The sequence below is a fragment of the Enterobacter sp. LM3 genome, assembly GCF_046622475.1.
GTDB lineage: Bacteria > Pseudomonadota > Gammaproteobacteria > Enterobacterales > Enterobacteriaceae > Enterobacter > Enterobacter cloacae_P.
Genome location: NZ_JBJURN010000004.1, coordinates 10616 through 29419 on the forward strand (window position 1 = coordinate 10616; position 18804 = coordinate 29419).

General features: G+C 51.1%; 21 protein-coding genes. 14 read left to right on the forward strand and 7 right to left on the reverse strand.

Annotated elements, in window-relative coordinates; all coding sequences use genetic code 11:
• Positions 1 to 584 precede the first annotated feature (584 nt).
• Genes ACJ9N4_RS06105 through ACJ9N4_RS06155 form a run of 11 tightly spaced genes read left to right on the forward strand, consistent with a single transcriptional unit; the run spans position 585 to position 6238 of the window.
• Positions 585 to 839 (forward strand): hypothetical protein, encoded by a 255-nt coding sequence (locus ACJ9N4_RS06105; protein WP_411500339.1) that lies wholly within the window; start codon positions 585 to 587, stop codon positions 837 to 839.
• 58 nt (positions 840 to 897) lie between these two features.
• A complete protein-coding gene (locus tag ACJ9N4_RS06110; protein ID WP_411500340.1) occupies positions 898 to 1257 on the forward strand; it encodes a hypothetical protein in 360 nt (119 codons plus the stop codon).
• Positions 1257 to 2291: a chromosome partitioning protein ParB gene (locus ACJ9N4_RS06115; protein ID WP_411500341.1), complete on the forward strand. Its 1035-nt coding sequence runs from the start codon at positions 1257 to 1259 to the stop codon at positions 2289 to 2291. The genes ACJ9N4_RS06110 and ACJ9N4_RS06115 overlap by 1 nt, the downstream gene beginning before the upstream one ends.
• Positions 2278 to 3003, forward strand: a complete 726-nt coding sequence (locus ACJ9N4_RS06120; protein WP_411500342.1) for a hypothetical protein — start codon at positions 2278 to 2280, stop codon at positions 3001 to 3003. Before ACJ9N4_RS06115 ends, ACJ9N4_RS06120 begins: the two co-directional genes overlap by 14 nt.
• Positions 3000 to 3203 (forward strand): hypothetical protein, encoded by a 204-nt coding sequence (locus ACJ9N4_RS06125; protein WP_411500343.1) that lies wholly within the window; start codon positions 3000 to 3002, stop codon positions 3201 to 3203. Before ACJ9N4_RS06120 ends, ACJ9N4_RS06125 begins: the two co-directional genes overlap by 4 nt.
• Positions 3200 to 3562, forward strand: a complete 363-nt coding sequence (locus ACJ9N4_RS06130; protein WP_411500344.1) for a DUF5448 family protein — start codon at positions 3200 to 3202, stop codon at positions 3560 to 3562. Before ACJ9N4_RS06125 ends, ACJ9N4_RS06130 begins: the two co-directional genes overlap by 4 nt.
• On the forward strand, positions 3559 to 4239 hold the full coding sequence (locus ACJ9N4_RS06135) for an ead/Ea22-like family protein (protein WP_411500345.1): 681 nt from the start codon (positions 3559 to 3561) through the stop codon (positions 4237 to 4239). Before ACJ9N4_RS06130 ends, ACJ9N4_RS06135 begins: the two co-directional genes overlap by 4 nt.
• 2 nt (positions 4240 to 4241) lie before the next feature.
• On the forward strand, positions 4242 to 4550 hold the full coding sequence (locus ACJ9N4_RS06140) for a hypothetical protein (RefSeq protein WP_411500346.1): 309 nt from the start codon (positions 4242 to 4244) through the stop codon (positions 4548 to 4550).
• The gene (locus ACJ9N4_RS06145; RefSeq protein ID WP_411500347.1) at positions 4547 to 4813 is read left to right on the forward strand and encodes a hypothetical protein; all 267 of its coding nucleotides are present in this window, start codon (positions 4547 to 4549) and stop codon (positions 4811 to 4813) included. The genes ACJ9N4_RS06140 and ACJ9N4_RS06145 overlap by 4 nt, the downstream gene beginning before the upstream one ends.
• Before the next feature lie 35 nt (positions 4814 to 4848).
• Positions 4849 to 5058 (forward strand): hypothetical protein, encoded by a 210-nt coding sequence (locus tag ACJ9N4_RS06150; protein ID WP_182061821.1) that lies wholly within the window; start codon positions 4849 to 4851, stop codon positions 5056 to 5058.
• Between the two features lies 1 nt (position 5059).
• On the forward strand, positions 5060 to 6238 hold the full coding sequence (locus ACJ9N4_RS06155; RefSeq protein WP_411500348.1) for a phage integrase Arm DNA-binding domain-containing protein: 1179 nt from the start codon (positions 5060 to 5062) through the stop codon (positions 6236 to 6238).
• A 217-nt stretch (positions 6239 to 6455) separates the two neighbouring features.
• On the opposite strand, the gene ACJ9N4_RS06160 is transcribed toward ACJ9N4_RS06155, so the two are convergent.
• Positions 6456 to 7661: an MFS transporter gene (locus tag ACJ9N4_RS06160; RefSeq protein ID WP_182918693.1), complete on the reverse strand. Its 1206-nt coding sequence runs from the start codon at positions 7659 to 7661 to the stop codon at positions 6456 to 6458.
• A 136-nt stretch (positions 7662 to 7797) separates the two neighbouring features.
• Complete coding sequence (locus tag ACJ9N4_RS06165; RefSeq protein WP_182272091.1) at positions 7798 to 8061, reverse strand: DUF2534 family protein; 264 nt, start codon at positions 8059 to 8061, stop codon at positions 7798 to 7800.
• Positions 8062 to 8265: 204 nt separating this feature from the next.
• Here ACJ9N4_RS06165 and eco point away from each other — a divergent pair, with 204 nt between their 5' ends.
• A complete protein-coding gene (eco, locus tag ACJ9N4_RS06170) occupies positions 8266 to 8775 on the forward strand; it encodes a serine protease inhibitor ecotin (RefSeq protein ID WP_182272092.1) in 510 nt (169 codons plus the stop codon).
• A 43-nt stretch (positions 8776 to 8818) separates the two neighbouring features.
• Here eco and mqo read toward each other — a convergent pair whose 3' ends face one another.
• The 5 genes from mqo to ACJ9N4_RS06195 all read right to left on the reverse strand — a co-directional run bounded on the left by mqo (position 8819) and on the right by ACJ9N4_RS06195 (position 14702).
• On the reverse strand, positions 8819 to 10468 hold the full coding sequence (gene mqo / locus ACJ9N4_RS06175) for a malate dehydrogenase (quinone) (RefSeq protein WP_182920050.1): 1650 nt from the start codon (positions 10466 to 10468) through the stop codon (positions 8819 to 8821).
• A gap of 170 nt (positions 10469 to 10638) precedes the next feature.
• Positions 10639 to 11292: a DNA oxidative demethylase AlkB gene (alkB, locus tag ACJ9N4_RS06180; RefSeq protein WP_182918694.1), complete on the reverse strand. Its 654-nt coding sequence runs from the start codon at positions 11290 to 11292 to the stop codon at positions 10639 to 10641.
• Complete coding sequence (gene ada / locus ACJ9N4_RS06185) at positions 11292 to 12350, reverse strand: bifunctional DNA-binding transcriptional regulator/O6-methylguanine-DNA methyltransferase Ada (protein ID WP_182920051.1); 1059 nt, start codon at positions 12348 to 12350, stop codon at positions 11292 to 11294. The genes alkB and ada overlap by 1 nt, the downstream gene beginning before the upstream one ends.
• A 72-nt stretch (positions 12351 to 12422) precedes the next feature.
• Complete coding sequence (apbE, locus tag ACJ9N4_RS06190) at positions 12423 to 13478, reverse strand: FAD:protein FMN transferase ApbE (RefSeq protein ID WP_182918695.1); 1056 nt, start codon at positions 13476 to 13478, stop codon at positions 12423 to 12425.
• A gap of 117 nt (positions 13479 to 13595) precedes the next feature.
• Positions 13596 to 14702 (reverse strand): porin OmpC, encoded by a 1107-nt coding sequence (locus ACJ9N4_RS06195; protein ID WP_182272096.1) that lies wholly within the window; start codon positions 14700 to 14702, stop codon positions 13596 to 13598.
• 743 nt (positions 14703 to 15445) lie between these two features.
• Between ACJ9N4_RS06195 and rcsD the strand changes: the two genes are divergently transcribed.
• Both rcsD and rcsB read left to right on the forward strand, forming a co-directional pair.
• Positions 15446 to 18118: a phosphotransferase RcsD gene (rcsD, locus tag ACJ9N4_RS06200; RefSeq protein ID WP_182272097.1), complete on the forward strand. Its 2673-nt coding sequence runs from the start codon at positions 15446 to 15448 to the stop codon at positions 18116 to 18118.
• Between the two features lie 16 nt (positions 18119 to 18134).
• The gene (gene rcsB, locus ACJ9N4_RS06205; protein WP_003859405.1) at positions 18135 to 18785 is read left to right on the forward strand and encodes a response regulator transcription factor RcsB; all 651 of its coding nucleotides are present in this window, start codon (positions 18135 to 18137) and stop codon (positions 18783 to 18785) included.
• The last annotated feature ends 19 nt before the right edge of the window (positions 18786 to 18804 follow it).

The following is an 18804-nucleotide window of genomic DNA, read 5'->3' on the forward strand; positions in this document are numbered from 1 at the left end:
AAGAAGTAGCAGTACGGCATATGGCACATGTGCCGCAGCGGTCCGGGGATTCCTTAGGCAGTATCCCGATCCAGCGGGTAGCCGGAATGTGCAAGCCTCGTTTCATATGCACGAACCAGCGATTCACCATCGCGGCGATACGGTGTGACAACTCGGAAGAGACGAGGCCATAACTAAAAGAGCGCTGGCATGCAAAAAACATCTCGCAGCCGTAGCAGTACCAAAAGCCAGGATGGAACGGCAGAACGCGGTAGTGCTCTTTTCGATGTGGTAGACCCGTAGTAGCTGTACCAGATGCTGTGTGTAGTCTTGGCGGTCGGCAGTTTGAAATCCCTTAATGTCGACCGCCCCTTTTCACAACTGAAAGCGCGTTCAGCCGGTTCCTTGAGAGGCCTCAGTCGTTAAATCAACCTCAGGAGAACGCGCTCCCAATTGTGGAGAAGCTAACAGGTGGTTGCAGCCGCCCGTTTCACTAAGTGCCCGAGTTCGGGTGCTTACTAAAACGAAACCCATTTATTTTTTGTCGCCATCTGGCGAGGGATTCGTGCAACCAAAATTCAGCGGATATTTCCACTGGAGGAACGATGAACCACCTCGAATTTATTGAGAAAAACGTGAGGGAACAGCTTATGAAACAAGGCTTTTCCTCTTCGGTGGCTCAGGGGGGGGCATGGCAAGCACTTGATTTATATAAGCGTATGTCACAGGCCAGTAAGAAGGGTGCGATTTTCGACGATGTAATGAGGCATGCAAAAGCCTGGGCAGACAAACAGGTTTCAAAGGCTGAAGTTACCAGGCGGAAACGAACCTCCCCTAAAGACCAAGGTGGCCTCTTCTAAGTTGTAAGGCCAAGAATTTAGCGCTGTGCAGAGCGCATATAACACGGAGAAACTATCCATGACGAACACACAGAACGTCACCGAGTTACAACCACGCATGACCAGAGAGCAGCTTATCGACGCAGCTCGCAAAGCAGCCCCTCTCCTTCCAGCCGCTTACGGTTGGATGGTTAACGAACTGGCTACGCGTCTTGATGTTACCAGCGTCGCGCTCTGTGAAGCGTTGGCGCAGCGTAAGGAACTGGCTGAACAGAACACTACCCTTCGTCAAGATGTAGCGAGCTGGGCAAAAGAGTGCGACCGCATTGTCGAACGTCACACTAAGGCCAGAACCAATATGCATCTACTGGAAGCTCAGAGAGAGCTACGTGAACTGTCCCCGGTTGTCATTTCCCTGAAAAACGAGGTTGCTCTCTAATGGCTAACTCATTCAAGCAAATGACCCGTGACGGGACTATCAAACGCACCGATACAGGGATGTTTATCGCTCTTTCAGATATTCACGTTCGTGAAGGTTTCAACAAGCGTGAAGATGATGAGCGCACCCGCCAGGCTGATGATGACCTGTTCAACTACCTGATGAACGGAGGATCAGTTCCACCGCTGGAAGTTATCGCCCGTGATGAAGGTGGTGTATGGGTTGTTGAAGGCCACCGCCGCCGTCGCTGCTATGCACGCTGCGCTGAAGCTGGTAAGCCAGTAGACCGCATCCACATCATGCCGTTCAACGGTAACGATGTTCAGCGCCTGGCTCGCATTATGACCAGTAACAACCAGCTCCCGCTCTCCGATATGGAGCAGGCTGCAGTTATTCAGGAGCTGCATAACGCTTTCAACCAGACCACCAGCGAGATTGCGAAGCTGGTTAATAAGTCCGTGGCCACCGTCGAGAAGTTATTACTCCTCAGTACAGCAAACCATGACGTACAGCAGGAAGTTAAATCCGGTGCGGTGTCTGTTGATGTAGCCGTTGACCGAGTTCGTGAGTATGGCGAACAGGCCGGTGAGGTTCTCCAGCACGATAAAGCAGTCGCAGCCGCCCAGGGTAAAACGAAAGTTACCCGCAGCTCTATCGCACCAGAACTCAGCATCAAGAACGCACGCCGTTTCGTCGAACTGATGGCTCAGGCCGCAATCAGCGATGAAGGTGTTTTCACTCTTGAAGGTACAGCCCTGGCTGAAGCGCTGTCGATTATGGATGAGCACAAAGCCATTACTGAAGCACGTGAGCTATATCGCCTTTCACAGCCAGTCCCGACAACAGAAATTCGCGGACGAAGTCTGTATGTAATGCTCGATGGTAAGGACATTGGTCGGGCCTCACTGTATCGCGGTAAAACCGTCTGGCTGGACATGGGTGACAAAACCATTGTCACCAGCCAGTCAAAGGCTGTGGCCCACTTCGTTAAACAGCACAAACTGCAGCAGGAGCAAAATCATGACAGCCAATAAACCAATGACCGGCGAACAGATGGATGAATTGATGACGGTTGCAGTGAAAATGCAGCGCGATGCTGAGACAGATTGTAACCGCCCTTCCGCTATGTTCGCTTATGCAGTTCAGGTTGCTGTTCTTGAACTCCGTAAGGTTCGCTCGGATGTGGCAGCGCTGGCTGCTGAGAATGCGGGGCTGAAGGATTTTGTCAAAACCTGTTTTCGTGCTGCGGCTGATGGTGCATCTCTGGATGGCGCTGATATTCAGGAATTGGGTGAGCGCCTCGGGCTGTTTGGCCGTGAGACGTATCAACCAGTGCTGCACGGTTACATCTGCGGTCATGAGGCTGGAGAGGATTCCGTCTATGTCATGAAGGAAACCCCAGCGACGGACGCTTTCCTGGCTGAAGTGCGGGCGCAGGGTGTTACCGAGTACGCAAGTAAGCGCGGATTCTCTTTCCAGCACGGCAGCATTCACGCCCATTTTGGCAATGGTGATGTGATGGTTGGGGCGGTGACGTTCGAAAATGGTGATGCCGGAATTAATTTCGCTCCAGTTCGTGAGAAAACTGGTGGCGTTGGCACGAGTTACGAGTGGACTCGTGGAAAGACCGCTGAGCAGGTTGATTCCGTGTTTGTCATCGCCAGCAGTAGTGCTGAAGGGCTTGAGGTTATTCGCGACAAGTTAAATGAATCCATCGCCCAGCTTCGCAAAGGCGGTGCGGCATGACGCGCATCCGTAACTTCGGCTGGAATCGCCTCAAACTGGCAACCCTGTCTTACGAAGAGATAAGCGCTCTCGAAGAGCAGGTGAAGCAGGAACATGCATGTAGCGATGGCATCCACATGTACGACAAATCAGGACGCGACAAGCTCGATGCTCTGAGTTGGGCTGTATACAACAAGCAGAAAAAAGGAGTGCAGTCATGAGCAAAGAAGTCGAGAAACTCAATGACCATCAGCTGACTGACCTGAAAAACGCTGTCGAAAGAGAGCTTAAACGGCGCGCTGATGGGCCAAAAGTTACCACGTATTACGTTGTCTCCTGTGTCACAGTCGCTCAGCACTTTACTGATATGGACTGCGCTTTGCGCTGCTTAAAACGCGTGGCAGAGGACCTTATTGAATGGGTTGCGGAAGACCAGGAAAACCGGAATTACGTCAATCGTTGCACTGGTATTGTTGGAGCAAAACTCCAGGTGGCTGAGATGAACGTCGACCACTTCAACATGCGTGTTGCAGAGAAATATTTCGATGATGATTGTTATCCACCGGAGGCTGCCCAATGAGCAACATCGACAAACAGGCTTTGCGTGATAGCGCAGAAAGCACTATAGGCATTCTGGAAAACATTGCCGGGTTAGAACCTTCAGATATCGACGGTGACTCTGTAGAGCTTCGCTTTGAAACTGAAGACGGTTTCGATACCGGTTGTGACGTGAGCATTGTTGATCAGTGCCAGAAAGCAGCTGATGTAATTCGTGCGCTGCTGGATGAGCTGGAAGCCAAAGACGCCACGATAGCATTTCAGCAGCGTGAGATACGCACATTGCTGGATCGCCTGGAGAAGGCTAATCGCGCAAACGCCGCCCAAGACGACCATATCAACCAGCAAGAAGATCGCATCGAATCACTGGAGAAGAAAAACAGCGAACTCGGCAAAGCGCTTGGCGCAGCAGAGAAGCGGATTGCTGAGCTTTCTGGTGAATTTTTTGCTCTGCCACCACTTAATGATGATTTGGTTTCCATCCTCGGGCGACCTAACTTCACCTGCGCGCACCTGGCTGAATTGCTTCGTAAAGGCGGGCAGCATATCCGCAGAAAGGCTGAACACGAACAGGCTGCCGTTATCTATTGGTTCCTCGACCTTTACCTGAAATATGGTGACAAGTGGGAGAGCATAGCAAAAGACGACATTCAGGCGCGCGCGGCGATGCTTACTGCCGGCACAGCTAAAGGAGAGTGAGCATGGCTAACTTGCTCGACTTCCTCGGCATAGACTCACGGCGCAGCAGCATGACACTTGTTGAGTACAAATATGACCCCGGTGCGCATGACAGGTCCTCAAAGTATCTCGTAAGGCACACATCCAGCGTTAGCAAAACAACCCTGGAACAATACGTTACCGTAGAGCGCGACCGTCATGGAGCATTTAAACCTGTAGTCGCACTGGACGATTTCCCCAGTGGGCTGAGCGACAGAGAGTCTATGTTGAAACTTGCAGACTGGCTTCATCGTCTGGGGGTGGCAATCGAAGATAACTGGGCACAACCATGACCAGTAAACTCAAACAGCGTCGCTCGCGCCGCCACAAAGTCGATTTAGCATGGTGGAAAGCAGAAGCGCAGGACTGGAAAGATATCGCGATGGAGCACGCAGCCGAAATAGACAGGCTCCGTAAGCTGGTTATCCGCGTGCCGATGCCGGTTCTTATGCCTAAGGAAATGGTCAACCAGCTTTACCGTACTGAAACAAAAAGATGTCTCACATGCAATGATGGACTCAGAGGTGGGTGTTCATCGTGTGTGTTCTATAAATAAATACCGGGTGCAGCCGGTTAAGTGGAGAGAAACGCATGGCCAAGTTGATGAAGGCGAGCCAGTGGAAAAAACGAGAGTTTGAAGCAGGCTCATTACCAGATAATAGAACTATCAAGCGCTGGATAGAAAACGGCAAACTTCAGGGCCGTATAGTTGATGGCGCGATCCTGGTCAGCTCTTCGGAAAAGTGGGGAGTTGATTCAATGGTCAGTGAGATGGTTCGTCGGTTAATTCAAGAGGATTAACATGGCCGCAAGACCACGTAAAAGGGAGAATAGAAATCTCCCTGACTTCCTGCTTTTCGATAAAGCTACGGGTCAGTATCGCTTTACCCTCATAACTGGGAAACGTAAAAGTATTGGTACCGACCGTGTTATGGCCATAGCTATAGCAAAAGAGTACAACCTGAGAATGCGCCCAGAGACAGCACCATCTGTTGAGAGCTTAATCCGGGACTCTGGCGGCTTTAATGGTGAAGCTAAACCGTTTGCAGAGCATGTTGACAGAATAATGTCTCGCGCTATTGCAGATGAAAAACCATCACAAAGCACCCTGGAAGACTGGCGTAATGACGCGATCAGGGTGAAAGAATATTTCGTTGATATCTCTTCCTGTGACATTGAACTTGAGCATGTTAACCAGTTTATTAACCGGTACCATTCCGACTCATCCGCTAACGTTCAGAACCGCAAAGTCAGTTTTCTAAAAAAACTATTCTCATACGCAGTAGATGAATCGTTAATGATGGATAACCCGGCAAGCCGTAAAAAAATGCGAAGGGTTGATGAGAAGAAACGTAAGCGCCTTGCATTCGATATTTTTATTGCTATTAGAAATGCAGCTGAAACATGGTTAAGAACTGCAATGGATCTGGCGCTTCAAACAACACATGCACGCCTTGAGGTTTCCAGAATTAAATATTCAATTAAAGAACCAAAAAACGGAGTGTGTGGATGTGTATGGGTTGAACATCCTGAAAATGGTATCTACGGAACGTTATATATCCACCGGCAAAAGGTGCAGAAGAAAGAGGCATCACACGTAGCGATCCCTATTGGGGAGGAGTTGAAAAGAATTATTGAAGACAGCAGAGATAGTGTCGCAAGCCCTTACGTTGTGCACCGTATACCGGAGAGAAATAACAAACGCAGTAAAGAGGTTTCGCACCCTACCCAAGTAGCGCCAGATTATCTAAGCCGTTCGTTCTCCGCCCTACGTGACAAGCTTGGGTTATGTGACCATTTGCCAATGGAAGAACGGCCAACATTTCACGAGATAAGGGCTCTTGCTGCACACCTATTTGATAGTCAGGGAATCGACCCTCAGGCCAGGATGGCACACAGCGATGCTAAATCAACGAAGATCTATACAAGTAATCATATCGACTGGGTTATGGTTCCTCATGGTGAGATAAAGGCAGGGTAAGAAATGGTGAAACCACCCCTTAACTCATTGATGTATATAGCGCGTAAAATGCATAAAACACACTGTTTGTTTATACAGTTAAATTAGCTGCAAGCCAGAAACCATGCGGGTTTAAAGTGATTTAAACTGGTGTCATGGGGTGTCGGGGGTCGGAGGTTCAAATCCTCTCGTGCCGACCAAAAAATCCTGAAAAAACCAACCTTTATGGTTGGTTTTTTTATTTCCCAGAATCGACATCCCCTTGCCGATCCGGTGTTTTACGCAGGTAAACCAACGTCGCCACACAAATCGCAGCCCCTGCATAAAACGTGTATTCTGCCCCCCATGTTTCCCAGATTGCCCCGGCACCAACGCTGGCAATTAATAATCCACCACCACTGAGCAGACTAAAAATACCGAAAGCCGTACCGCGTAAGTCGGCAGGCGCAGTTTTGGCAACCATTGCCGCCAGAAGCCCCTGCGTCATGCCCATATGGACGCCCCACAGTGCAACCCCCACAATAATGCCAACCCAGTGGGTGCTCAGCGCCAGCACAATATCTGCACCAATCAATACCACCAATCCCCACTGCAGTAGCCGGGTATGACTCATGCCATCGGAGAGTTTGCCGAACGGGTACGCCGACAGAGAATAGAGCACGTTCATTACCACCATGACCAGCGGAATAAGGGCCAGGGGGACACCGGACTGTTGCGCGCGAAGGACGAGAAAAGCCTCGCTAAAGCGTGCCAGGGTGAACACTGCACCAAGACCAATCACCCACCAGCAATCTTTACCCAGCCGCTTTAAATTCTCTTTTTTTATGGGGTTAGTGCGCTTGTGTTCAATGGGGGATCTCGGTTCCTGCAAACCAAAGTACAGAAGTGCGACGGAAAGCAGGCCGGGGATCAGGGCGATCCAGAAAATAATGCGGAAATCATTGTTCAGCAGCAACATCAAACTCACGGCCAGCAGAGGGCCGAGAAATGCGCCCGTGGTATCCATAGACTGACGCAGGCCAAATGCCGCACCACGCATATCCGGTGGCGTAAAGTCCGCAACCAGCGCATCACGGGGAGCTCCACGGATCCCCTTCCCTACACGGTCTATCAGCCGCGCGCTTAAAACCATACCAGAAGAGGATGCCAACGCGAAAAGCGGCTTACTCAACGCACCCAGACCATATCCCAACACCGCCAGACCTTTGCGTTGGCCAAGATAGTCGCTGATAGCCCCGGAGAAAACCTTGATAAAAAGTGCAGTTGCTTCCGCGAGTCCTTCAATCAGACCAATAAACAGCACGCTTGTCCCAAGCGTTGTCACCATAAAAAGCGGCAGCAGACTGTGAATGCTCTCCGAGGAGATATCCATCAACATGCTTACACCCCCCACAACCCAGACCCCTTTTGGGATCCGGCTGAGTACCGGAAACCTGGAAAGCATTCAATGACTCCTGCTCAGAAAACAGTTGCTTAACTGATTACAGAATAGGATATGGAGAATTAAAAAAACCTGAATACAGTCTTTGAGACAAAAAAAAGCCAACCCGCAGGCTGGCTTGATTATCGCATCTACACGCCTAATGGTGGTTATCACGCCCACCGAGGAAGAAGATCCCCAACGGAATAGCCAGCAGGACGGTGAATACCAGGCTGTAAACAAAGATCATCGCCGACTGCAGGACATACATACTGGTAGTCCACTGTGAGAGCGGAATGTTGTACTGCTCAATGACGCCGACAATGGTTGCCCGCCCAACACCCGCAGCGGCAATCATAAACACAACGAACAGTGCCAGTAAAAATTTCCGGCCTTCAGGTGTCTTCAGTTTTGCGCGAACCATGTCTCTCATTCCTTTACAGATAAATAACATTATTTATCGCTTACACTAACACGATCTGCCGCCAGACTCCAATTCAGAACAAAACACCAAAACAATAGCAATAAGGCAGTTTATTACACCTTTCATTTTGAAAATGTAAGTAAATTACCCCATTTATTCATCAACGTTATGATAGGCTGAACAAGATCGTTTTGACATAAAGGAATGACTGTGAAAAACGCACCTAAATTTGCCCTTGCCCTGATCGCCGCAGCGTGCGCCAGCACCAGTGCTTTCGCCAGCGATACCTCAAAAGCGCAGCCACTGGAAAAAGTGGCACCTTATCCGCAAGCAGAAAAAGGCATGAAGCGTCAGGTGATTCAATTACCTGCTCAGCAGGATGAAGCGAATTTCAAAGTGGAACTGTTAATTGGACAGACACTGGAAGTGGACTGCAACCAGCATCGCCTGGGTGGTCAACTGGAAAGCAAAACCCTGCAAGGTTGGGGTTACGACTACTACGTCTTTGATAAAGTGATGTCTCCGGTTTCCACCATGATGGCTTGCCCGGACGGTAAGAAAGAGAAGAAATTTGTGACCGCGTATCTGGGCGATCATAGCCTTCTGCGCTACAACAGCAAGCTGCCTATTGTGGTTTATACCCCTGAAAACGTCGATGTGAAATATCGCGTGTGGAAGGCGGAAGAAAACGTTGAACACGCTGTAGTGCGTTAATAATAAGCCGGGTGGCGCTAACGCTTACCCGGCTTTTTTTACATTACAGCGCGATATCTGCGACCGGTTTGTTCACGGCCTGAGGTTTCAGCTCTGCTTTTGGTGCCGCATCAGCGGCCTGCGGTTTTACGTATTGCAGTTGCAGAACACGGCTGGTGTATTCCAGCTCCTGTTCCGTCGCATCAACGTTACCATTCAGCTTCGTCCCATAGGATGGAATGATGGTTTTCAGTTTCGCCTGCCATTCCGGGCTGGAAACTTTATCTTTAAACACTTTTTCCATCAGGTGCAGCATGATCGGTGCCGCAGTAGATGCGCCCGGTGAAGCCCCCAACAGCGCGGCGATAGTACCTTCTTTATCGCTCACCACTTCGGTACCCAGACGCAGCACACCGCCCTCTTTCGGATCGCGTTTGATGATCTGCACGCGCTGACCAGCCTGCCACAAACGCCAGTCTTCTTTCTTCGCCTGCGGGTAATACTCTTTCAGCGCCTCAAAGCGTTCTTCATCAGAGAGCATCACCTGGCTAATCAGGTATTTCACCAGATCGAAGTTATCCAGACCGACATCAACCATCGGTTTAAAGTTGGATGTTGTGGTCGCGCTTAACAGATCGAACAGAGAACCGTTTTTCAGGAACTTGGTAGAGAAGGTTGCGAACGGCCCGAACAGTACCACGCGTTTACCATCCAGAATACGGGTATCAATGTGCGGAACGGACATCGGAGGCGCACCTACGGAGGCCTGGCCGTACACTTTCGCCAGGTGGCGGTTCACCACTTCCGGGTTGTCAGACACCAGGAACTGACCACCCACCGGGAAGCCTGCATAGTCTTCCGCTTCAGGAATACCAGACTCCTGCAGCAGTTTCAGTGCCGCACCGCCCGCGCCAATAAAGACGAACTTCGCCTTGATAACGTGTTCAGCATCATTGTTTTTCAGGTCAGCAACAGTCACGCTCCAGCTGTTGTCCGCGTTACGCTTGAAGCCACGGACTTCGGTGCTGAGCTGCAGATTAAAGTTCTCTTTTTTCTTCAGAGAACCCACCAGCTGACGGGTGATTTCGCCGTAGTTGACGTCAGTACCGATTTCAGTACGGGTCGCCGCCACTTTCTGATTCGGGTCACGCCCTTCCATCACCAGCGGTGCCCACTCTTTGATCTGAGCGTGATCTTCAGAGTATTTCATGCCACGGAACAGCGTGCTTTGCTGCAGGGCCGCATAACGGGCGCGCAGGAAGTTCACGTTCTGTTCGCCCCACACAAAGCTCATGTGCGGCACGGTGTTGATAAAGGAGTGCGGATCGTGCATCACGCCGCTGTTTACCTGGTGAGACCAGAACTGGCGCGAGACCTGGAATGCTTCGTTGATCTCTACCGCCTTCTCGATACTAATGGAACCGTCCTTTTTCTGCGGCGTATAGTTCAGTTCCATAAGTGCCGAATGTCCCGTACCGGCGTTGTTCCAGCCGTTAGAGCTCTCCTGTGCCACGCCATCGAGGCGCTCGACCATCGTCATTGACCAGTCCGGCTGCAGTTCTTGCAGATAAGTTCCCAGCGTGGCGCTCATGATGCCGCCACCAATTAAAAGGACGTCCGTTTCCTGCTCTTTAGGCGTCTCTGCTTTCGCCGCCATTGAGACGGCGTTCAGCCCCACGGCCAGAGAAAAGAGCATGGCAGTCATTTTTTTCATCATTTATGCCTTAGTTTAATAGTGCTTGATGCGTAGAAATTGCAGGTGAAAAAACTGCGGGGGAACGGTAACAACTTTTAAATATTGTTTAAAGGTTACGAAATTATTGTAATTGTGAAATTTAATGAGGAGTGTTGTTTGTGCCGACGACCTTGCAACGGCATCGCGGATCACTTTGTGCTCTCTGCAGCCTGCCGAAAAGTCAGGTTAAAACGGAATTCGCCTGTCTGCGGATGAACACCCGGTTTAAGCGGCTGAATGCCGTGATAAAACAGCCTCGATTCCCTGCCCCACACCACCACATCGCCATGCTCCAGCATCAGACGTTTGAGCGGGTCATTGCGACGCAATCCACCAAACTGGAAAACCGCAGGAAGGCCTAAAGAGACGGAGATGATAGGTGCGCGCAGGTCTGGTTCATCTTTATCCTGGTGCAGCGAGAGTTTCGCGCCGACGGCATAGCGGTTCACCAGGCACGCATCGGGTGTAAAGTCAGCGTAACCGGCTGCAACGGCAGCGTCGTGGCATAGCGCCTGAAAGACCGCAGGCATAGAAGGCCAGGCGCTGCCGGTCATTGGGTCAACGGGGGCGTACAGATAGCCGCGATCGTCCGTCGTCCAGCCCAGCTTACCGCAGTTGGTCATCGCCACCGACATGGTGTAACCGCCCGGCGTGACCATCTGACGGAATGGCGAGACAGCCGCAACCTCATCAATCCCGGCAAGCAGCGCCGCCGCGCGCGAGAGCGCAAAACGGCGCAGGATCATGGCCCCTGGGGCAAGCGGTTCCAGCCAGGGGTCAGCCTCTGCAAAAAGATCGAGCATTACCCCTCCCGGCTCTTCGCCTCACGTGTTAGCAATAACGCCTTTCGCGCCGTCCCCCAGCGGTAGCCAGAAAGTGCCCCGTCGTTACGAACAACACGATGACAGGGGATCACAATCGCCAGTTTGTTAGCGGCGCAGGCTCCCGCCACCGCGCGAACGGCAGCGGGTTTGCCAATCGCCTGCGCGACCTGCTGATAGCTTGCCGTTTCACCACAGGGAATGGTACGAAGTGCCTGCCAGACCTGTTGCTGAAAAGCGGTTCCGCGAATATCCAGCGGAAGTGTCAGCGGTACCGCACGGCCATCAATACTGGCAATCACCTGGCGGATACGCTGCGCAAATGCGCCTTCCAGTGGTTCCTGCTCTGCCTTTGGAAACAGCGTCAGAAGTTCCTCTGTTAAGGTCGCATCGTCGTCGCCCAGCAATATCGCGCAGATCCCCCGCTCACTTTCCCCCACCAGACAACGCCCTAGCGAACAGCCGCTGACAGCATAACGCACGGCAACATCCCCTTTCCGGTACTGTTTCGCCGTCATACCCAGCGCCACATCGGCTTTACGGTAATAGCTGCTGCTATCAGGAAACCCTGCTGCCAGTACAGCCTCGGTAATGTTGTCGCCCTGTGCCAGTGCATGGCGCAGACGTTGCTCCCGCGCCGCCTGCTGCCAGGCTTTGGGCGTCATGCCGGTCACGGACTTAAACAGGCGGTGGAAATGGAATGGGCTGATGGCAACCTGCTGCGCCAGCGCCTCCAGGGTGAGCGTGGGCTCCTGCTCCAGAAGACGACAGGCCAGTTCAACTTTTGCCAGCTTCTGTTCCTGCGGGTCACGTTTGTCTGGCATACAGCGCTTACACGGGCGGAATCCGGCCAGAACAGCGTGTTGAGCATCAGGGTAAAAGCGGACATTTTTACGCAGCGCGTGGCGGGCGCGACAGGACGGGCGACAAAAGATACCCGTCGTCTGTACGGCAAAGACAAACTGGTTATCAGCACGCAGATCGCGGGCCAGAACTGCCTGCCAGCGATCCTCATCGGTATTAAAGGTTGGATTTTTCATCATCAGCTCCTTTTACAAGCATACATACAGCGTGCCTGAGTGCCAGCGAAGAAAAACCCGCAACCTTGCTTTTTAATTTTTTTCGCTCACCAGGAAGCTGTTGAACTGCGGTGAACTCCAGGTTTTAAAGCCGTCGGCCTCTTTGGTGATCATGTAGACTGCCAGTCCTTCCTGGCGTACCACCTCTTTGGCTTTTTCCGTGCCGAGCACCATCAATCCGGTATCCCAGGCATCGGCTTCCAGTGCTGTTGGGGCAATCACCGTAACGGACACCAGATTATGCTCGATCGGACGCCCTGTTTGCGGATCGATAACATGCGAAATGCGCTTACCGTCGAGTTCGTAATAGTTACGGTAGCTCCCGGAGGTGCTGATACCATGACCATTGATATCCACAATCGCCTGCACGGCGTTTTGCTGGTCGGTTGGTTTTTGAATAGCGACCCGCCAGGGTTTATCACTGGCGTTCATGCCACGGCTGACTAACGCCCCCCCGACAGAAACCAGATAACGCGCGATCCCTTCCTGGGTCATCAGCGCCGCAAGGTGATCCGCCGCGTATCCTTCCCCCACCGTCGACAGATCGACAAACAGATCGGGAATATCTTTTTGCAGATACTGCTGCCCGTACTGATTGATCACCGTCAGATGCTGTAACCCTGTGCGGGCACGGGCATCGTCAATGGCCGCCTGGGCGGGTGTAGTGAGCGGCTGCTTGTTGGGGCCAAACCCCCACAGGTTAACTAACGGCCCCACGGTGACATCCATTGCACCGTTGGTTTTGTAGCCCACGCGCATTGCTTCGGTCACGATATCGGCCATCGCTTCGCTCACCGGCCAGAGGGAGGTGCTTTTAGACAGATTAAAACGCATCAGTGCCGAGTCGTTTTTATAGGTCGAGAGCAGCTGATCGTCAGCATCCAGTTGCGACTGAATTTTGCCGCGCAGTTCTTCAGCGCGTTTCTCATCGAGATTCATCACGCTGACGCGCCAGAATGTGCCCATCGTTTTGCCTTCCAGAACCGTCGCCGCTGGCGCGTCCGTTTTCGCCGGTGGTGTGGAAGAGTCACATGCTGTCAGGAAAAAAAAGGTAGCCAGAAAGCTGGCGCGTAAAAAAGTCATATCCATTCGTTATTATCCTCATGCCTGGGCGGCAAGAGTACACCAAAACGGGGGAATTGTAAGACCCTAAAAAAGACACGAAAAAAGGGGCCAGACGGCCCCTTTGTCATACTGAGAAGCGAATTAGAACTGGTAAACCAGACCCAGCGCTACGATGTCATCAGTACCGATACCAGCCTGTTTGGTGAAGGAGTTGTCATCCAGCAGGTTGATTTTGTAGTCCACATAGGTGGACATGTTTTTGTTGAAGTAGTAAGTCGCACCCACATCAACATATTTCAGCAGATCCTGATCGCCGTAACCTTCGATGTCTTTACCTTTAGACTGCAGGTAAGCCACGGACGGACGCAGGCCGAAGTCGAACTGGTACTGAGCAACCACTTCGAAGTTCTGCGCTTTGTTAGCAAAACCGTAGATGTCGCTGCTGCTCTGAGAGTCACCGAAACGGGTTGCGTTATAGGTCTGAGAGTACTGCGTTGCCAGATAGATGTTGTTAGCATCATATTTCAGGCCACCGGAGTAAACTTCAGCGTGGTCGCCATTACCCAGTGCTGCAGTGTTGTTCTGATCGTAGGTACGTTTGGAAGATGCCATCGCACCACCAATGCTGAAGCCAGCACCCAGGTTGTAGGTCACGGACGCGCCATAACCATCACCGTTCTGTTTCAGGGTGCTACGACCCGTATTGTTTTCACCATCTACGCTGCCGTTTTTGCCCTGATACTGCAGAGCAAAGTTCAGGCCATCAACCAGACCGAAGAAGTCCTGGTTACGGTAGGTCGCTACGCCGTTCGCACGGGATTGCAGGAAGTTATCTGCACCGTAAGTATCGCCACCAAACTCTGGCAGAACGTCAGTCCAGGACGTTACGTCGTAGATCACACCGTAGTTACGGCCGTAATCGAAGGAACCTGCTTCAGCGAATTTCAGACCCGCAAACGCCACACGAGTCCAGGATTTGTTTTCGCTTTCAGCCGTATTACCCTGGATCTGGTATTCCCACTGACCGTAACCCGTCAGTTGATCGTTAACCTGGGTTTCGCCTTTGAAGCCGATACGCATGTAGGTCTGATCTCCGTCAGCACTCTTGTCGTCGGAGAAATAGTGCAGACCATCAACTTTACCGTACAGATCTAATTTGTTGCCATCTTTGTTATAAATTTCAGCCGCATTTGCTGCGCCTGCTACCAGCAGTGCTGGTACCAGGAGGGACAGTACTTTAACTTTCATGTTATTAACCCTCTGTTATATGCCTTATTATTACCACTGCTTACTGGTTAAACATTCTTAACCAGTCGGCAAGTTCATTTTCCTCAAAATTACAGAATAATCCAACACGAATATGATACGAAAACTTTGAAGGTGTTTCATTTTTCAACAAAGATGTTTCATTTTGTAAATTTGAGGGAACTTTTACAAAGCACAAAGAGCTTGAAAATATAGCACTTATAATCAAAAATAAACAAACACCATTAAAAATCAATGAGTTAACAAAACAATCTTTACAGCACTGAATGACAAAACAAAACCACCTGACATCTCTAAAATAACTCCCGCTATCATCATTAACTTTATTTATTACCGTCATTCAGTTTTGAATGTCTGTTTATCCCTAATTCAACCGGATGCTGAGCATTCGGTTTTTTTTTTACCTTTCTTTACGTAAATACCTTTTTTTTGTGCTACCACATGGAAATAATAACGACTATTAACTAAATTACGCCGAAATCATTTCCGTATGCCCGTCATTACTACAAACTTAATTTCTTGTTTATTCGTGCTATTTCCTGACTGATATCGTCCTTTATTTGTACATCTCCCGCCTGCTTGTACACGTTTAAAGCAAGGTGCACTCCCGATATTCTCGGCGGAAAAAGTCGCTTGTTCTCAGACAGTGACGCTGGAAATTCAGTTATTACCCTTTATACTGCCCTATCCCCTTAAAGCGTGGCCATCACGGGTTAAACATATCAATGAGTCAGTCTGAAACCACCGCCTCAAGTAAGTTCTCTCTTCTTCCCGGGAGCATCACCCGTTTCTTTCTTCTGTTGATCATTGTGCTGTTAGTCACGATGGGGGTTATGGTTCAGAGCGCGGTTAACGCCTGGCTGAAGGATAAAAGCTACCAGATCGTTGATATCACGCATGCCGTGCACAAACGTATTGATACCTGGCGCTATGCGACATGGCAGATTTACGACAATATCGCTGCGGCCCCGGCGACATCTTCAGGGGAAGGCCTGCAGGAGACACGTCTTAAGCAAGATGTCTATTACCTCGAAAAGCCCCAGCGTAAGACGGAGGCCCTCATTTTTGGCTCTCACGACAGCGCAACACTTGAGATGACGCAGCGCATTTCAACCTATCTTGATACCCTCTGGGGCGCTGAGACCGTGCCGTGGTCGATGTACTATTTAAACGGTCAGGACAACAGCATGATCCTGATCTCCACGTTGCCGCTAAAAGATCTCTCGTCCGGCTTTAAAGAAACCACAGTGGGCAGCATTGTCGACTCCCGCCGGGCAGAAATGTTGCAGCAGGCTAACGCCCTTGATGAACGCGAGAGCTTCTCTTCGCTGCGCCGTCTGGCCTGGCAAAATGGGCATTACTTTACCCTACGCACCACGTTTAACCAGCCAGGACACCTGGCGACCGTGGTGGCCTTCGACTTGCCCATCAACGATTTGATCCCCCCGGATATGCCGCTGGACAGTTTCCGCCTTGATCCAGACAGCAATACACAGAATATGCGCACTACGCCGGACAAAGAGGCTGTAGAGAGTGTATCCATCTCCTTTAACGGCTCGAAGATTGAAATTGCGTCTTCGCTGAACTCAACCGGCATGCGCCTGGTGTGGCAAGTGCCGTTTGGTACATTGCTGCTCGATACGCTGCAAAACATCCTGTTACCGCTGTTACTGAATATCGGTCTTCTGGCGCTGGCGCTGTTTGGCTACAGCACCTTCCGTTTTCAGCCAGGGCGTCAGAGTGACGCCTCTTCAGTTCCGGCAGGAACCAGCAATGAATTACGCGTGTTACGCGCACTGAACGAAGAGATTATTTCCGTGCTGCCGCTTGGGGTGCTCGTGCACGATCAGGAAGCGAACCGTACGGTGATGAGCAATAAAATTGCCGATCACCTGTTGCCACATCTGAACCTGCAGAACATCACCACGATGGCGGATCAGCATCAGGGGGTGATTCAGGCGACCATTAATAATGAACTGTATGAAATCCGCCAGTTCCGCAGCCAGGTGGCTTCCCGCACACAAATCTTCGTTATCCGCGATCAGGACAGGGAAGTGCTGGTGAATAAAAAGCTCAAACAGGCACAAAGGCTGTATGAGAAAAACCAGCAGGGCCGTGCCGCGTTTATGCAAAATATTGGCGATGCTTTCAAGCAACCGCTTAAAACGCTGGCCACACAGGCGGCGGCGTTGAGCACAGCTGAAAGCCATCAGCTTGCCAGCCAGGCCGACTCACTGGTTCGTCTGGTTGACGAAATCCAGCTTGCGAACATGCTGGAGAATGACATCTGGAAAGGCACCCCAACGCTCTTCTCCATCCAGAATCTGATCGATGAAGTGGTTCCGGATGTACTGCCCATCATTAAGCGCAAAGGGCTACAGCTGCTGATCAACAACGCCTTACCGGCGAATGACGAACGTCATGGCGATCGCGAAGCCCTTCGTCGGATCCTGCTGATGCTGATCCAGTACGCGGTAACCACCACCCAGATTGGCAAAATCACCCTGGAAGTCAGCACCGACGAATCTACGGACGACCGCCTGACGTTCCGCATTCTGGACACTGGCGAAGGCGTCACGGTCAGTGAGATCGATAACCTGCACTTCCCGTTCCTGAACGATACCCAGAGCGATCATTATGGCAAAGCCAATGCGCTGACCTTCTGGCTGTGCGATCAGCTGGCGCGTAAGCTTGGTGGCCACCTGAACATCAAGGCGCGCGAATCGCTTGGCACACGCTACTCTCTGCACGTTAAAATGACCGCCAATCCGCAGGAAGAAGATGAAGAACGCCTGCTGGATGACGTGGTGGTGATGGTCGATGTGACCTCAAATGAGATCCGCAATATCGTGGTTCGCCAGTTAGAAAACTGGGGCGCAGCCTGCATCACGCCGGATGAAAGACTCTCAAGTCAAGAATTTGATCTGTTTTTAACTGATAATCCGTCTAATCTTACTGCCTCCGGCTTGCTTTTAAGCGATGATGAGCCAGGCGTGCGAAAAATCGGCCCTGGCCAGATGCGCGTCAACTTTAATATGAGCAATGCGATGCAGGAAGCTGTACTACAACTTATAGAAGAGCAACTGGCGCAGGAAGAGATACCGGAATCCCCGTTAGGCGGTGATGAAAACGCCGAACTGCATGCCAGCGGTTACTATTCACTCTTTGTTGATACAGTACCAGATGATGTTAAGCGGTTGTATACTGAGTCCGCTGCGAATGATTTCGCGGCGCTGGCACAGACAGCACACCGGCTTAAAGGGGTGTTTGCCATGCTTAATCTGGTTCCCGGCAAGCAGTTATGTGAAACGCTGGAACATCTAATTCGTGAGAAAGATGCCTCTGGCATTGAAAAATACATCAGCGACATTGACGCCTACGTCAACAGCTTGCTGTAGCAAGGTAGCCTTATACATGAACAATATGAACGTAATTATTGCCGATGACCATCCGATTGTACTGTTCGGTATTCGCAAATCACTTGAACAGATCGAGTGGGTGAATGTAGTCGGTGAATTTGAAGACTCTACAGCGCTCATCAATAACCTGCCGAAACTTGATGCACACGTTCTCATTACCGATCTCTCCATGCCCGGGGATAAATACGGTGATGGGATCACGCTCATCAAATACATTAAACGCCATTTCCCGGACATCTCGATCATCGTTCTGACCATGAACAACAACCCGGCGATCCTGAGTGCCGTACTGGATCTGGATATTGAAGGGATTGTCCTTAAGCAGGGTGCTCCAACCGATCTGCCAAAAGCACTTGCAGCACTGCAGAAAGGCAAGAAGTTCACCCCTGAAAGCGTTTCACGTCTGCTGGAAAAAATCAGCGCGGGTGGCTACGGTGACAAACGCCTGTCACCAAAAGAGAGCGAAGTGCTGCGCCTGTTCGCTGAAGGTTTCCTGGTCACCGAGATTGCCAAGAAACTGAACCGCAGCATTAAGACTATCAGCAGCCAGAAGAAATCCGCGATGATGAAACTGGGTGTGGACAACGATATTGCCCTGCTGAACTATCTCTCCTCCGTGACGCTGAGTGCAACGGACAAGGATTGATCGTCAGCGAGTGAGCGGC

Bases quoted from the DNA above. Each gene is read 5' to 3' on its own strand.
- ada (WP_182920051.1), bottom strand. From the start codon at position 12,350: ATGAAAAATCCAACCTTTAATACCGATGAGGATCGCTGGCAGGCAGTT.
- apbE (WP_182918695.1), bottom strand. From the start codon at position 13,478: ATGGATATGACTTTTTTACGCGCCAGCTTTCTGGCTACCTTTTTTTTC.
- ACJ9N4_RS06155 (WP_411500348.1), top strand. From the start codon at position 5,060: ATGGCCGCAAGACCACGTAAAAGGGAGAATAGAAATCTCCCTGACTTC.
- ACJ9N4_RS06135 (WP_411500345.1), top strand. From the start codon at position 3,559: ATGAGCAACATCGACAAACAGGCTTTGCGTGATAGCGCAGAAAGCACT.
- ACJ9N4_RS06105 (WP_411500339.1), top strand. From the start codon at position 585: ATGAACCACCTCGAATTTATTGAGAAAAACGTGAGGGAACAGCTTATG.
- ACJ9N4_RS06150 (WP_182061821.1), top strand. From the start codon at position 4,849: ATGGCCAAGTTGATGAAGGCGAGCCAGTGGAAAAAACGAGAGTTTGAA.
- ACJ9N4_RS06110 (WP_411500340.1), top strand. From the start codon at position 898: ATGACGAACACACAGAACGTCACCGAGTTACAACCACGCATGACCAGA.
- alkB (WP_182918694.1), bottom strand. From the start codon at position 11,292: ATGCTCGATCTTTTTGCAGAGGCTGACCCCTGGCTGGAACCGCTTGCC.
- eco (WP_182272092.1), top strand. From the start codon at position 8,266: ATGACTGTGAAAAACGCACCTAAATTTGCCCTTGCCCTGATCGCCGCA.
- rcsD (WP_182272097.1), top strand. From the start codon at position 15,446: ATGAGTCAGTCTGAAACCACCGCCTCAAGTAAGTTCTCTCTTCTTCCC.
- ACJ9N4_RS06145 (WP_411500347.1), top strand. From the start codon at position 4,547: ATGACCAGTAAACTCAAACAGCGTCGCTCGCGCCGCCACAAAGTCGAT.
- ACJ9N4_RS06140 (WP_411500346.1), top strand. From the start codon at position 4,242: ATGGCTAACTTGCTCGACTTCCTCGGCATAGACTCACGGCGCAGCAGC.
- ACJ9N4_RS06130 (WP_411500344.1), top strand. From the start codon at position 3,200: ATGAGCAAAGAAGTCGAGAAACTCAATGACCATCAGCTGACTGACCTG.
- ACJ9N4_RS06120 (WP_411500342.1), top strand. From the start codon at position 2,278: ATGACAGCCAATAAACCAATGACCGGCGAACAGATGGATGAATTGATG.
- ACJ9N4_RS06160 (WP_182918693.1), bottom strand. From the start codon at position 7,661: ATGCTTTCCAGGTTTCCGGTACTCAGCCGGATCCCAAAAGGGGTCTGG.
- ACJ9N4_RS06165 (WP_182272091.1), bottom strand. From the start codon at position 8,061: ATGGTTCGCGCAAAACTGAAGACACCTGAAGGCCGGAAATTTTTACTG.
- ACJ9N4_RS06195 (WP_182272096.1), bottom strand. From the start codon at position 14,702: ATGAAAGTTAAAGTACTGTCCCTCCTGGTACCAGCACTGCTGGTAGCA.
- rcsB (WP_003859405.1), top strand. From the start codon at position 18,135: ATGAACAATATGAACGTAATTATTGCCGATGACCATCCGATTGTACTG.
- ACJ9N4_RS06115 (WP_411500341.1), top strand. From the start codon at position 1,257: ATGGCTAACTCATTCAAGCAAATGACCCGTGACGGGACTATCAAACGC.
- ACJ9N4_RS06125 (WP_411500343.1), top strand. From the start codon at position 3,000: ATGACGCGCATCCGTAACTTCGGCTGGAATCGCCTCAAACTGGCAACC.
- mqo (WP_182920050.1), bottom strand. From the start codon at position 10,468: ATGAAAAAAATGACTGCCATGCTCTTTTCTCTGGCCGTGGGGCTGAAC.